17 protein-coding genes are annotated in these 14,561 nt (G+C 32.1%); 1 reads left to right on the forward strand and 16 read right to left on the reverse strand.

Annotated features, from left to right (window positions below; genetic code table 11):
- Window positions 1-36: 36 nt before the first annotated feature.
- The 8 genes from JJC05_RS07805 to JJC05_RS07840 all read right to left on the reverse strand — a co-directional run bounded on the left by JJC05_RS07805 (window position 37) and on the right by JJC05_RS07840 (window position 7,740).
- Window positions 37-378 carry a YrhB domain-containing protein gene (locus JJC05_RS07805; RefSeq protein WP_088394063.1) on the reverse strand — a complete coding sequence of 114 codons (342 nt, stop codon included), beginning with the start codon at window positions 376-378 and terminating at the stop codon, window positions 37-39.
- 23 nt (window positions 379-401) lie between these two features.
- On the reverse strand, window positions 402-3,008 hold the full coding sequence (locus tag JJC05_RS07810; protein WP_235878712.1) for a hypothetical protein: 2,607 nt from the start codon (window positions 3,006-3,008) through the stop codon (window positions 402-404).
- Window positions 3,008-3,328, reverse strand: a complete 321-nt coding sequence (locus JJC05_RS07815; protein ID WP_235878713.1) for a hypothetical protein — start codon at window positions 3,326-3,328, stop codon at window positions 3,008-3,010. The genes JJC05_RS07810 and JJC05_RS07815 overlap by 1 nt, the downstream gene beginning before the upstream one ends.
- On the reverse strand, window positions 3,325-3,696 hold the full coding sequence (locus JJC05_RS07820) for a hypothetical protein (protein WP_235878714.1): 372 nt from the start codon (window positions 3,694-3,696) through the stop codon (window positions 3,325-3,327). Before JJC05_RS07820 ends, JJC05_RS07815 begins: the two co-directional genes overlap by 4 nt.
- On the reverse strand, window positions 3,693-4,874 hold the full coding sequence (locus tag JJC05_RS07825; RefSeq protein ID WP_235878716.1) for a hypothetical protein: 1,182 nt from the start codon (window positions 4,872-4,874) through the stop codon (window positions 3,693-3,695). The genes JJC05_RS07820 and JJC05_RS07825 overlap by 4 nt, the downstream gene beginning before the upstream one ends.
- Window positions 4,875-4,894: 20 nt before the next feature.
- Window positions 4,895-5,791 (reverse strand): hypothetical protein, encoded by an 897-nt coding sequence (locus JJC05_RS07830; RefSeq protein ID WP_235878718.1) that lies wholly within the window; start codon window positions 5,789-5,791, stop codon window positions 4,895-4,897.
- Window positions 5,792-5,883: 92 nt separating this feature from the next.
- Window positions 5,884-6,627, reverse strand: a complete 744-nt coding sequence (locus JJC05_RS07835) for a hypothetical protein (RefSeq protein ID WP_235878719.1) — start codon at window positions 6,625-6,627, stop codon at window positions 5,884-5,886.
- 75 nt (window positions 6,628-6,702) lie between these two features.
- Window positions 6,703-7,740, reverse strand: a complete 1,038-nt coding sequence (locus JJC05_RS07840) for a patatin-like phospholipase family protein (RefSeq protein ID WP_088394700.1) — start codon at window positions 7,738-7,740, stop codon at window positions 6,703-6,705.
- Between the two features lie 331 nt (window positions 7,741-8,071).
- On the opposite strand from JJC05_RS07840, the gene JJC05_RS07845 reads away from it, so the two are divergent.
- Window positions 8,072-8,770: a S24 family peptidase gene (locus JJC05_RS07845; RefSeq protein WP_105195927.1), complete on the forward strand. Its 699-nt coding sequence runs from the start codon at window positions 8,072-8,074 to the stop codon at window positions 8,768-8,770.
- 340 nt (window positions 8,771-9,110) lie between these two features.
- On the opposite strand, the gene JJC05_RS07850 is transcribed toward JJC05_RS07845, so the two are convergent.
- From JJC05_RS07850 to JJC05_RS07885, 8 genes are all read right to left on the reverse strand, one after another.
- Entirely contained in the window at window positions 9,111-9,248 is a 138-nt protein-coding gene (locus JJC05_RS07850; protein WP_235877300.1) for a hypothetical protein, read from the reverse strand.
- A gap of 17 nt (window positions 9,249-9,265) precedes the next feature.
- Window positions 9,266-9,658: a transposase gene (locus JJC05_RS07855; protein ID WP_235878159.1), complete on the reverse strand. Its 393-nt coding sequence runs from the start codon at window positions 9,656-9,658 to the stop codon at window positions 9,266-9,268.
- On the reverse strand, window positions 9,639-9,992 hold the full coding sequence (locus tag JJC05_RS07860; RefSeq protein WP_235878161.1) for a hypothetical protein: 354 nt from the start codon (window positions 9,990-9,992) through the stop codon (window positions 9,639-9,641). The genes JJC05_RS07855 and JJC05_RS07860 overlap by 20 nt, the downstream gene beginning before the upstream one ends.
- Window positions 9,993-10,051: 59 nt before the next feature.
- Window positions 10,052-10,435, reverse strand: coding sequence for an IS110 family transposase (locus JJC05_RS07865; RefSeq protein ID WP_235877351.1), 384 nt, complete (start codon window positions 10,433-10,435; stop codon window positions 10,052-10,054).
- Between the two features lie 353 nt (window positions 10,436-10,788).
- Window positions 10,789-11,556, reverse strand: a complete 768-nt coding sequence (locus JJC05_RS07870) for an amidohydrolase (protein WP_235878720.1) — start codon at window positions 11,554-11,556, stop codon at window positions 10,789-10,791.
- A 9-nt stretch (window positions 11,557-11,565) separates the two neighbouring features.
- On the reverse strand, window positions 11,566-12,717 hold the full coding sequence (locus JJC05_RS07875; protein WP_235878722.1) for a polysaccharide deacetylase family protein: 1,152 nt from the start codon (window positions 12,715-12,717) through the stop codon (window positions 11,566-11,568).
- Window positions 12,680-13,807, reverse strand: coding sequence for a YfaP family protein (locus JJC05_RS07880; RefSeq protein WP_235878723.1), 1,128 nt, complete (start codon window positions 13,805-13,807; stop codon window positions 12,680-12,682). The genes JJC05_RS07875 and JJC05_RS07880 overlap by 38 nt, the downstream gene beginning before the upstream one ends.
- Before the next feature lie 46 nt (window positions 13,808-13,853).
- A complete protein-coding gene (locus tag JJC05_RS07885) occupies window positions 13,854-14,558 on the reverse strand; it encodes a hypothetical protein (protein ID WP_105195221.1) in 705 nt (234 codons plus the stop codon).
- Window positions 14,559-14,561 lie beyond the last annotated feature (3 nt).

The following is a 14,561-nucleotide window of genomic DNA, read 5'->3' on the forward strand; positions in this document are numbered from 1 at the left end:
GCAATTTTTATATTGCAGTTTTTAAAAATATCTAAATTACTTATAATCAAACCTATCTTCATCAGGATACCAATAGCGTGTTAAAGCTGGTGTTATCGTCCCATTCTCATAAGATTTAAGCTGATTTTCAATAGTTCCTAAAGTCCCAAATCTAACAACCCTCCCTGACTTTTTTTCAACTAAAAACGGACCATTTCCAACCAATTGTTTATTTGGATTTGCTGTAAGAAGGTATTCTTTAGCATCAAATAAATAAATATTCCCATACGGTTTTTTAATTATTTCATCAGGATAAATTAGCATTTCTATATCATTATCTCTCTCTAATCTTTGTAAATAACGTTCTGCTATTTGCAGCATTTGTTCATCTGTTAACATATATACTATTTTAAAATTAATTTCTATCTAACCAATAAATATTCAAACCAACCATCATGTTGATGATATCTATTTCTAATAAAATTTTCGAGTCTAGCTCTTGATGATTGCCCTAAAATAACCATTTCTGCTGTTTGACCATCACATAAATGTAATTTTTCTCCTCTTTTGAAACCTACAAAAAAATGACCCCAAGATTTATATTCAGACGTACCTTTGAATGTAGTTTTACCATAAACACCTCGTATTATAATAATTTGCCCATCCTTGATCAACTGCTCCATTCTAGTAATTGATGCAGGTTGAAAAGTACCCCCGCCAAATTTTGAAGCCATTTTTTCTGTTCCCCACATAAGAGTTTCTATTGCGCTTTCAATTTTTCCTGTTTTAATAAATTTAACTAGAAGTTCTGTAGTTAATCCACAATTTTCAGTCCCAATTTGTAATATTCTATTGTCAACTACTTTATGATTAATAAAAGCTATTACATCTTCAACATAATCATATGTGTCAACTATTTTTATACTTTTTAATCTAGCCAATGCATCTATAAATTCTTGTACTTTTACAGGATCAGATGTGGCTATTTTAGATGGAATAGATGCGTTACCACCTAAATGCTCTAAATATTCTTCAACTCCTTTATTTTTTGCTTTTTCAAAGAACCTCTTTACTCTTTTAGCAAAAGTAGTTTTTTCGCCTATAATAATTACTTCGTCTTTATAAACAAGCGCATATTCTGTAACTATTTTGTCAGCATTTTTAACTTCACCAGCTACAAGTATTGCACCGTATTGATTAAGTTCTTGTAACTTACCTGTATTGAGCAAACCATTACTTATGGAAACAAGCTCTACATTTTCTGTAACAAAGCGTAAGGTGTTTTTTGTAAAATTAGCAATATTTTTTTCTATTACCACTTTAAAAATAAAAGCGCGTACAAAATGTTTAAATTCGGCTTTTGCGGTGCCATTTAGGATTTTCATTCCTCCTTTAAAAACGCTATTTAGTAATACAGGTCCTGCTGTAGTGGCTCCACCTACTAGGTAGATTTTACTCCAAGTTTCGACAAATTCTTTAGAAAGTTGGTCTTCGGCTAAGGCAAAAATAGTATCGGCAGTGGCAAGTGTAATATCTGCGGCGGCTGCTAAAGCGATGAGTGGCGATGCAGAGCCTAATGAGGCTATAGAAACTGCTATCGTAAATACATTTACGCCTATACGAACTGCTTTCATAATATGCGCTAATTCATCCCGTGAAGCCGTATCGTGTAAGAATATAGCAGGTACTACCATGACTGTTTTTTGAGCTACATTGTAAACTTGTACCATTTGCATTGGGTCGTAATACGCGCCTTTTTCTAAATCTTCGTCGTAGGTGACAGGATAGAACCAAGAGTTTGCTATAGGAATCATACCTACTAACTTAGTTCTTTCTTGTTTTAAAAAGTATTGCGTATCATTAAAATCTAAGGCTCCTAAAGCAGACGTATTTATAGTATATCCATCACCTAAATAAAACGTTTTGGTTGGTGGTTCAATAGCCACTTTTTCAGAATCCATAACGGCATAACACAGACTGGTTAAAAAGGAAGCAAAAATGGTTTTATTTGTTTGTTTTACACCTTCCCAAATAGAAGTACTGTCTAAACCATGATAGGCTTTCTTGACAAATTCAGGGTTTTCTTTAAAAAAGTGATACAAATCTACCCATTTGTCGAGTGTGTTGAATCCGCGTAATACATTAATAAAAGCACAGCTTCCGTCTATATATCCGCTAAACCATCCCTCAATATCATAACTTAAAATAGTTTTTAAATAGTTAATTAACTTATCACTTTTAAAATTTTCGGCTATCCAATAGGGCGCATTTTCAAAAAGAAATACAATTTCGTCTTCGTTTTTGGCTTTTTGTATGGCATCAACGAACTTGGTTTTGATTTTATTCTTGATAAATTCAAATTGGCTAGGGTCTATGGCATTTACTAAATAGGCAAAATCGGTTAAATTTTCAGACTGAAATACAATACCACGATATTGGTCATTCACGGTAAAATCGTTTGGGTTTGGAGTTGCTGTTACTTTATTTCTAAATTTAGCTGTATTAACATAGTATAATGATAATTGCGCAAAAATCAATTTTGATTTGGCATCGATTTGAATAGAAAAACCCCAATCATAATCAATAGCATCGATTCGTTTGTTTAAACGGGCTTGCAAAAAGGAGGTATTTGTTTTTCCGTACTCATCTTTATAAGTAAAAGGAATGTTGTTATTAATGATTTTCATTCTTTGGATAGTGCCGCCTTCTCCATCTCTTGTGGAGTATGTTTGTACTGTTGGTGCTCTTTCAAAATCTTTCCAATTAAAAATACATTGAGGATTTGTGCTTACTTTTTTAATAAACCTTATTAATGAGGAAAAATCAACTCCTTCATTGGATTTATTTCCATAAAATTCAGCGCTATATCCTTCGTTTGAAGACCTTGGATTTACGGTGCCGATGGTGTTTTTAGGCAAACGTAAGGCTGTGGGTTTTGTTGCTTTAGGCTGATTCATTTTTCTTTTGTGGATTTTGTTAAATGAAATTCTAGCGATGCTTTGCGCATCACTAGAATTCTTGAATATCATTAATTTTTAGGCAATGTACTCTCTTTTCCTATTTTAATTGCTAGCGAAATATCTCGACTTACAAAACTCGATTTACTTTCCAACTCGCTAGGATTTTCACAATTAGCTGGGTCAGTTTCTGGGAAAATTGGTAAAGGTTGCTCTACTGCTAAGCCAGTTGACTTATCTTGTAAAATGGTCAATGTAGTAGGTAATTTCGTAATCCAGTATTTTCCTTGTGGCTTTCCTACTGGGGCACGCATTTCATCTACAATACTCATGTATAGTGGATCACCAATTACGGGTACTTCGCCACCGTTCCAAATTTTTCCTGTGGTCATAAAAAATTGTACGGCATCTTCAAAACCGGTTTTACGGTTACGATGATTCTGGCTAATCCTGCTTGTAAAAAACTTCTAAATAAAGGATCGACTGAATTAGAAACATACATTTCTTGCCATTGTTCTCTTTTTCCCCAATAGTAAGGATAAAAAGTATAATCCATAATTTGCCATTCAAACGCCTGTTCCATGAATTTTGCCAATGCGGTATATTTGTCAAGATCTTTATCTAAAAGTACTTGAAAGTTTTCCATTCTATCGCCTGTAGTAAAAGGGACTCCTAAAGTGTCCAAATAATCTTGTAATAAATAAGCTATACAGTTGTGTTTTAGTACATCCTGTTCCATAAAGCGATAAAAATTACTCATTTTTTCTTTCGCTTCTTTTTCTTTTTCTTTTGTTCTTCGTCTAATTTGATTTGTTCTTCTTGAAATTTTTTATAAGCTTCTTCATATGCTTTGATAATTGCATTGAAATTTTCGGTTTGCCAAGCTTCTAATTTGTTAGGATTTATTTTTAAATTAAAATACATATTGTATTCAATTTGTCCTAAGTTATAACCTGAATTTTTTAAGCTAAAAGTATCAGACAGATGAAGGTTATCAATTGTTATTGTTCCTGATATTTCTTCAAACCAAAATTCTTTGTTAATACCATTACTAAAATCTAAATTAATTCTACTGGAAGATCCTGATCCTTTTCTCCAATAACTAAAATCAATTTTCACTGATTTAGCTACATATCCATCGTTTATTTTTACATTTCTTTGAACTACAGGACAATTACCTTCATTATAAAAACTTTCTACAAAAGGATAATGTTGTACATCTGATTCTTTTAAAGGGGTTAGCTCTACTTTATATATTTTAGCCCAATATTCTAATAATTTTCTTGTTGCTTCTTTTCCACTTTCCATTTTTAGTTCTCCCCTTGCACTTCTAGGATCTACAGGTGTTGTAAGTATTTGTCCTTTAGAAACCATAAATGCTAAACGATGCAGTCTTGCTGGTTCTGGTACCATAAATTCAAACATGGTCCTTTTACCATAATTATAAATTTGATTTTTATATTTAATATCGATCCATCTGTATATACCTGAAATGTGTTTGGGTTTAGCCATTTCTGGGTTGTTAGTTTCTGTTACTTTTCCTCTATTATCAAATTCATGTACGTTTGTTTCTGTATATTCTTTGATAATTTTTTGAACACGTTCTTCTGAAACTCTGCTCACGACTTTTTCCATTGCTTTTTCGGTGATTTCACGGGACTTCATAACCGCTTGACGAACACTGTCTTGCTGAGCTGAATTGTTAGCATAACCGCCTGTCATTTCAAAATTATAAGCGCCTGAATTATAACTAAATCGTGTATTTGAGGTTATATTTTGTTCTTTCTTAATTTCTTTTGCAATTTCAGTTTGCATATCAGCTCTTGATGTTTTAGAGGTATCTGATAATTTTTCCGATTCCTGATATTTTGAGGTTGTATCTGTAATTTCAGCGTAATCTCTAGCAACGGATGATTTATGTCGTAACTCACTAGCCATGACGTTTTCAATGTTTGAAACTAATCCCGCACATAGGCATGAACGCTTTGAACTACTTTTAGGTAATCTGCAATACCAACTCTTTTTATACCGAAATTATTTCTTTTAGAGGAAATACTTTCTTTATAAAGAGGAGTTAACATGCCTACTTTTTCGTCATCCGATGTAAGCTTGTCTATTTGAGCATAATATTCTTTACTATCTGAAAAAATAAGTTCTACTCTAAAATTAGCTATAGATCTAAATTTCCTAACTAAAATGGGCGGAAATACCATTCTTTGTTCTTTCCCTTGAATATTGGTATAAATTTCCTCAAAATGTCCTAAATCAGTGTCTGCAATAATTTTAGCTTTTACAATGATTGAATCAAATTCATCAGTATCAAATAAAAAGCTTACAAAAGAACCAGAATCTCCTAAACCAACTGTTGCTGAATATGCCAAAGGCATACTTTTATTACTGTTACGCAGTGGGATTGTTGCTCCTTCTAGATTTATATATTGCTCTTGAACTAATGGTGTATTGTCTAAGATAATTTGCTCAATATTTACTATTTTATCTTGAATTTTCACTAATATATCTTCTATAGTTTTTAGTGAGTCATCTAATTGATATATATTTTCTGCTAATTGTATTTCTCTACTCAATACATTTTCTGGCTTTAACACAGTCTTTTGATTTAAAAAAACAGAAGGTTCTGAATTTGTAAAAGATCCTATTAAAGTATCAAATGATTCCGAAGATAATTTAGAGTTAAATACTATTAAATCGATTTCCTTTTTATACTCAAATTCATGAGGAATAATTTCTATTATTTTTAATTTATCGTATAGGGGCTGTAATTCCTCATCTGAAGCTTTTGCCTCAATTAATTTATTAATTTCAAACGATACTAAACTTTGTTCTTGAAATTTCAATTTATTTTGCTCTGCGTAATTATTATATGATTTTTTATACGCTTCTTCCCTTTCTTTAAAATAGTCTTGTTGAATGGATTTGAGTTCTAAATCTAATTTTTTAAGTTCCTCTTTTTATGAATAGCGGTTTGAATTGTTAAATTGTTTTGTGCATTTAGTCGTAATTGTGCTTGATCAACTCTTGATAACCTAGGATCATTCGTTCCTCCATTTGTTTCTTTAGCTGTTTCTTCATTTAAAAACAATTCTTTTGGAATTACAATTTTTCCATTCAAACTATTTTTTACAGGATCTTCACCGTTTATTTTTATAAATTCTTCGTTAACTTCTATATTTTGTGCATAGCCTGTGTGGATAGCTTTTAGTATATCGCAAATAGCTTCTTTTACATAAAAGTTTTTTTGGGTTATAATTTGATAAATTAAATTATCCCAAAGTCTTGTTAATGTACTAATGGCTTCTCTCGTTAATCCTTTATTAGAATCCATCATTTGTGTGTAATAATAATTGGTTCTTTCCCAATCTTGATCTGTAATTTCTTCTCTTTTTGTAATTTTTCTACCGATAGATAACAAATACTTATAATTTTCATCTTCAAATTCTTTTTCGGAATTAAAAAGAGTGAATTTAAATTCTCTTTTTTCAATAAAGTCTTCTATTGCTTTAATTTTTGAGGTGTTTGGTGGACAATTCATTATCACTTCATCAAAGATTCCTTTTGCTACTTTAGGTCTTTGTATAAAGCTTAAATTGTTAGGTTTAGTTTCGGTTAATTGTGGGTTTCTTAAACTCACCATTCTAAAAAGCGTTTGCGACGCATTGTCTGTTGTACTCATTCTTTATTATTTAAAATTACTATTTGGTTATTATTTTTTGTTTTTGATTAATAAATCGGGTATAGGCACACTATATCATTTGTTTTTTATTAATTTTCTTACGATTTCATCTAGTTTTTCTCTATTTTCGTCTACATAGTACATTCCTGCTTGTATGAGTTCGTAAATGTTTTTTTCCGTGGTATTATCCATTTCGGGAGAAGCATTTCGTAGTAAAGGGGCTAAGCGATAATAATTTTTACAGTTACGCGTACCTAACACTTCATACATTTTGGTTAAATGATAATTAACCGTTTCAGCATTTGACGATAATAAAATATCAATTAATGGTCCAATCCATTTTATTTTGCCTGCATCTTGAAACTTTTCAAAAGCATAGGGTTTTAACACCTCTCCTGTTCCAATAGAAATGATTATCAAATCTTTAACCTCTGGATAATCTACTTTATTTGGATTACTAAGAATTTTTGAAAAAGGAATTTTACTAGCTTCGGCAAAAGCGCACAAAGCAGGATTATTAGCATAAACGCCTCCATCAATTAATGTAAATTCCTGACCATATAATGATTTTATTTTAGCTGGTTCAAAATAGGTGGGAGCTGCGCTTGTTGCTCTGCAAACATCTTTTACATAAAAATTTTCTAAAGGTGTATGCGCTTCATGACTACAAAAAAACTTGGCTTTTCTCCTATTAATATCGTAAGATGTAATAAGACATGGTTTTATCAGCTTTTTTAATTCTATATTTCCAAAAATAATATCTAGTTGTTTTTCAATATTTTTTTGAGATATCTTTTCATTAAATAAACCAAAGGGATTAAAAATCTCTTCCCAAAATGAGGTGTTAAATATTTTTTCACCTTTTTTTTGATATAAATCCATTGCTTTATTTACAGAAAATAATGCTTGGTTACTATTATCTGGATGCAAAAGGAAACAAGCTAATAATCCACCTGTACTACTACCTGCTATTAAATCAAAATAATCTCCGATTTTCGCATTAGGGTTATCTTCTTTTTGTAATTGTTCTTCTATATATTTAAGAATAACACAAGTAATTATACCTCTTATCCCACCTCCATCTAAGCTTAAAACTCTTATTTTATTAGCCATTTTTCTATCGTTTGTCTTTTAGTTTCAAAAATGATCACAAGAATTTCTATTGAAATAATACCAATTTCAAGAACTATCCTTGTATTTTATTTGCTTCATATTGTTTAAAAAAATAATCCTACAATCTATTTTAGATGAAAATATTCACAACACATTGACTATAATCATTCAACAATACAAATATACAAGATTATTTTCTAACTAACAAATAATTATTAGATTTTTTTCTTTTTAAATAAGAAATAAATCCCTTTTAAGATATTTTATAAGATTTTAAACTACTAATTATTGAAAATTTTCATATTTTTACACCGAATTTTACATTTATTATATGGTTTCAGAACGATTAGGACAATATTTGGATAGAAAAGGCATTAGTTTTTATGCTTTTGAAAATAGTCTAAGTGCTGGCAGAGGAAGTATTTCTAAGGCGGTAAAAGAAGGAAAGAGCATCGGCTCTAGTATGCTAGAAAATATTCTTTCATTATATAGTGACTTAAATCCTACTTGGTTATTAACTGGAGAAGGAAATATGTTAAAAGAAGAGGAAGACTTTATTTTAAATAAATCCATTCAAGCTTTTCCTTTAAAAACAGATAATGCTCTTCATTATCAGCAAATCCCTTTGTACGATATTGAAGCCACAGCTGGCCTAGTTCCTTTATTTTCTGAATCTTCAAATAATGTTCCTTTAGATTATATTTCTATTCCTAATTTACCTAAATGTGATGGTGCTATTTATGTAACAGGAGATAGTATGTATCCTTTATTAAAAAGTGGCGACATTGTATTGTATAAGGAAATAAATGATATTCAAAATGAAATTTTTTGGGGAGAAATGTATTTATTGAGTATTGAAATGAGTGGTGAAGAATTTGTAATGGTTAAATACATTCAAAAATCAGAAAATATAAATTTTGTAAAATTAGTGAGTCAAAACAAACATCACCAAGACAAAGAAGTAGAAATAAGTAAAATAAGAGCTCTCGCATTAATTAAAGCAAGTATACGAATTAATTCTATGAATTAATCTGACAGAATAGGAGCAATATATCTTTAACCCATATTTCGCACCAGACTCGAGCCGAAAGAGAATTGCAAAGCCTAATCAATGCCACTTTATTTCTGTTTATGACAGATTCTAATGCGTAATTTGGTTTTAACCCAGATTACGCATTAGACCCGAACGTAGCGAATAAACGAAGTAAATCTATTGCCCTTTATTTTTATTCAAATTCAAGCACGTACTCAAATTTTAATCATCAAAATAGTTCACTATTTCTTCTTCTAAAATTTTCCGTGAGCACTTGAATTTATTGAAAATTTTTATTTCACAACGAAGTCTAATGCGGAATTCTATCTAACTTAATTTAAGGAATTGATAAAGAAGTAGTTTCGATTCCGTATTTTTTAATCATTTTTTTAATTTGTATCGTTTTTTTATTCTTCATTTCTTGAATATATTGGTCTGTATTTATTGGTATATAATGTTGTTTTTTGACTATCATATTCCAAATTATAACTGCTATTTTTCTTGCTGTTGCTGTAATTGCAGCACCTCTTCCTTTTTAAAAGAAATCCTTTTAAAGAACATAACGAGGTAACCTTCTTTTTTTCTTTCAATTGTATTTGCCGCATTTCTTAATGTCAATGCAAATTTATTTTTCCCTTTTGGAGTTCTGCTACTCAAAACCTTACCTCCACTAATTTTATTATTTGGAGCTAACCTGAGCCAATTCACAAATTGCTTGGAGGTCTTGAATTTATATATATCGGTGCCTATTTCGGCTAAAAAACTAGTAACGGTTCCTGAGCAAACTGATTCTATAGCAAAGAGATCTACTCCAAAAAGTTTTAAACTATATTTCTGTACATCAAATTTGGGTTGGTTTTTCCCTTTATTCTGTTTCTTTACCAATTCGATATCTTCTGATAAAACAATTTCTCTGGTTTGATTTTTTCAGCACTTGATCAATACGAGTATCGGTGTTTTTTATTTTATCTTGAATAAGTCTGTAAATATCATAACAATCGGAAAGCTCATGTAGGTATTCATTGTTTATTTTACCTTGCAAAGCGTCGGCTATTTCTTCTTTGCTTTTTTTAACTCGTTTGTCGCAATATTCAGCTAATTTTTCACCTGAAGTTTCACCTGATAGTATCATCTCAATTACTCTTATTCCAGAAACTCCTGTGATGTCACTTATCACAACGTCGAGTCTGAAGTTCATTAAACGTAATGCTTTTTGCATTTTGTTTACAAAGCTTGAACTTTGTTCAATCAAACTAGAACGATGTCTATGAAGTGTTCTTATCTGCAAAGTGCTTTCAGAGGGCAAAAAGAACCTCGTAATAGCCCTAAAGAATGAAGTTTCTGTATCCATTGTGCATCTTTCACATCTGTCTTTGCTTTGAGGTTTTTTGTTTGAGTCCCTTGAACCAAAAGAACTTCAAAACCATTTCCCTGCAAGATCATAAACAAAGATTGCCAATAACTCCCTGTGGACTCCAAAGCAACACTACGAATCTTGTTCTCTTGAAGATAAGCTACCAAAGCGCATAATCCTGATTGATAAACATTAAATTCTCTAATTTGATTTTCATCCTGTCCTATGGCTACAAAATGAGAACGTGACCCAACATCAATTCCTGCAGCATTGGGATTTACAATTTGCATTTTTTCGAAACTTTTCATAAAATATTTTTTTATTAAAATGCGAGGAAATGTAATATCTTTGCTTAAATTATTCTATACGAGATAACATGGTGTTTCATCATTGATTGTCTCAAAGGGCTTCCAAATGGAAGCCTTTTTACATTTCAGCCAAAATCTGGGAGGGGATAAATTCACCATTTTATACATAGGCTTCGCTGCTAAGTACAAGTTAGCTCTCATTTGTCAAAGAACAATACTTTCTTGAAATCTGGGTTTAAAGAAATATAATTTTCAAAATAAACATTCAAAGAAAAGTAAAATTATATGGTTCTTTTTTGATTTTTACTTCTTGAAATAGTAGTATCTAAAAAGTATTAAATACTGTCTTCTGATTAGCAAATAATGTTAAAAGAATCTTTATCATTCAAAAAATTCAACCGAGTACGCATTTCCAACAGCGCTTCTTTATCAAGGGTAACCAATTGAACTGAAGCAGTTTCATTAGGCGTTACTAAGTAGTTCCCTAGATAATCTACTACTTGCGAATGCCCTACGTATTCTAACTGACTGCCATCGGTACCTACACGATTTACGCCGATAACATAGGATAAATTTTCAACGGCACGAGCTGGTAACAATATATCCCACGCTTGAATACGTGGTTTGGGCCAACTTGCTACATAAATAAGCAGGTCGTAATTTTCGACGTTTCTAGCAAAAACAGGGAAACGCAAATCGTAACAAATCTGAAGACAAATTTTCCATTTTTTGTAGTCCACTATCACCTTTTCTTTACCGCCTGTAAAAACAGCTTCTTCTTTTGCCAAAGTAAATAAATGGCGTTTATTGTAATACGTTAAAGAACCATCCGGATACACAAATAGCATACGATTGTAATAATTCCCAGCTTCTTCAATGACTACACTACCTGTAATAGCACAAGATTTTTGAATGGCTAGTTTTTGCAACCATTGTACAGTTGCCCCTTCCATAGTTTCCGCTACAGCGGACGGATTCATTGTAAAACCAGTGGTAAACATTTCGGGTAACACAATCAAATCAACGGGCTCTGAAATGGCGTTGATTTCGTTTTCAAAATGTGTGCGATTAGCTTGTGGGTTTTCCCAAACCAAATCGGCTTGTATGATAGCAATTTTCATTTCCAAAACTTATAATTCATTAGGTTGAACCCATTGGATTCCTGTTCCTTTAAAATAATTCAAAATATGTGGCACAGCAATTTGTGCTTTTTCATGTACATCGTGAAAAAGTAGAATTCCTCTACGCCATAACAGCATTAAACTAATTTGTCTATCGGCTACTTCCCTAGCTGTAATGTGCGCATTCCAATCTTGAGAATCGATATTCCACAAAACAACTTTAGACTGACTTGCGCCTAAACTTTTGGCTAATTCTTCTGTTCTTTGTCCATAAGGAGGACGAAAATACACGGGTTTATCCGAGTCCGTCAGTTGTTGAATTAAACCGCTCGTAAAATTAAGCGAAGTCTTCCAATCAACGAGTTTTTGATGAGATACATGGGTTTTCCCATGCGAGGCTAACAAATGACCTTGATACAGATTTTGAATTTGTTTATCAGTCTGCATCCTTTTTTGTAGCGCATCGCCAAGAACAAAGAAAACACCTTTCTGATGTTGCTCATTTAGCACTTTGATCATCTTATCGGTATTTCCATTTTTTATCGTTGGACCATCATCAAACGTTAATAAAAATTGTTTTTCTGACAAATTAAAACCATTGATTTCGTTTTTAGAAAGCAAGCCTATTTCACTTGTAATCCTTGGGTATAACGATGCCAAACGACATTGCTCATAAAGGTATTTATCATAAAAATCCAAACTGGCATGATACCAAGCTTTCAACGCGGAAGGCATTTTTGGTTCAGGATTAATCTTGGCAACATCTTCCCATTTATTAATTTCATTAATTCCAATCAAATCTTGAAGCGAAGCTTTAGTCAATGATTTAAAATTAGAAAGAATAATTTGCTTTGTTTTTGTTTCCCACTCTCGAACCGAAGACACCGATACCTTTTTTAAATCGAGTTTTTGTTGCAACTCTGTTTCATTAAGTCCTTCGTAAGCTTTGAAGGCTTTGGAAAAGGCAATCATTTCACACTTAGATGCGACATCAAAATTATGTGCACTATTAATAGGATAGGGCCATAAAGCCCTATCTATTTTTGCAATTTTATCAGGTCCATTACTTGCAAAGCAAAATTGCATTGCAAACAGGAAGCCAATAACTAAGGATATTTTAAAATTATAAACGTTGTTGTACTCTGCTAATCGCTTTGTCATATACTGGATTTTCTTTATGCTGTTTGGCTAATTTATAATTTTCTAAAGCCTCTTGAAAATGGTTTTTTGCTTCATAAATACGCGCAATATTATAGTACGAACCCGCTTTTACAGTATTTGCAGTAGTTCCGCTGGCTAAAGAAATTGCTTTACGATTTGCCCATAAAGCTTCTGCTTCTTTGCCTGATTTTTGAAATACCAATCCTAAATTACCATAAAACAACCCTTCATTTGGGTTTAACTCAATAGCATCTTGATAAAAGTTAATAGCACTTTCGTAATTACCCGCATGGTACTCTTGTTCGCCTTTTTTATTGATTTGTTTGGCAGTCAAAGCATCTGCAGAGGTAACAACCGATTGTTGTTCCGATGGACGATATTCACGTAAAATTGTACGCACTCCTTCCCAAGAAGAAGCTTCTCTGTAGTCGTTAATATCCGCTAGATTTCCATTTTCATCAATCATAAAAGGAATCCAAACCGTACCCATTTTACCCGCCTGCGGTGTATAGGTTTTGATTAAAGTATTACCAATATACACATACACTTTTGCTCTACTGATAGTAGCCAAGTTGCTATTAGCTGTTTTATCTTTATCAGAAAAATTATGCACTGCATACACATACTTTTTCCCCTGTAACTTCTTAGTAATCGTTATGGTTTCAGGACCATAACTATCCGTATCATCTACATCTAATTTAGCATTTACAGCATCCATTTGGTAATAACATACGTAACCACCTTGATAGGACAAATGCGAATCGATATCTAGAGGTCTTTGCCCCCAACTCAATACGATACGCATCCCGTCTAACTCGGTCATAAAAGGGCTAATGGCATAGGTCAGACCACCACATGGACATTTAGAAACCAGAGTAGAATAGCCTTCTTTTTTAATAATAATGGTTAAATCGTTGGTATTACGAAATTCTTCAGGAATCATTACTTTTCCAGAAGCGTTCGTCGTACGAGTCAATGAAGTTTCTCCATTTTTTTGGAAGATAACCTGTGCATTAGGTATAACTTTGTCTTTTATTACGGCACTTAAAACAAGAATTTCATTTGTGTTTTGAGCCAATATAGTTTGCACTAAAAAAGAAGCGCAAAGCTTAGAAGTTTTTTCATGTTTAGTTTAATTAATTTTTGGATTCAAAGTTAGACAATTGTTGGTCAAAAAGTTCAAAAGGATTTACTTTATCAAAGGCTAGTTTAAGCGGTTCAAATTCCTTCACTTCAGTCTCAGAAGGCATGTCCTCTTTCATTGTATTCACTTGGGTCATTTCTATTTTACCTGTTAACACTTCATAATATCCCACGGTTTGTCCGCCTGCACCTGCGTGAAAACTCTCCATAGATTTCAAAAACAATTCACCATTTTCAAACTGAAAAATAAAATCGTAGTTCCCAGAAGGTCCTAGACCACTAAAATTGATTTGCAATTCATTTTTTGAAATAGTAATGTCTTCATATTCAAAATTTGTCATAACATCTTCTGAATTTGAATTTGGAAAAATCGTATCGGATTGCATAAACAAATCCAACCCTTTCTGTTTATTTCCCAAAAAGACTAAAGTGCGTCTTGGAGCTGTATCATCATCACTATTTTTAAGAACATAGGCATAATCTTTTATTCCATCTTGATTCAAATCGCCATCACATTCGTATTGAATCTCGAAACCCTCAGGAATATACTCTTGAATTACACTGGGTGTTTTCTCTGGACTCGGATTCGTTTTCTCTAACTTAGGCTTAGAAGTGGGTTTATCTGCAATAGGTTTATCATTTTTACAGCTAACAAACAAAAGATAAAGTATTAAAACAATAAAAATAGTTTGTTTCATTTG

Source organism: Flavobacterium davisii, from assembly GCF_019565505.1.
Lineage (GTDB): Bacteria > Bacteroidota > Bacteroidia > Flavobacteriales > Flavobacteriaceae > Flavobacterium > Flavobacterium davisii.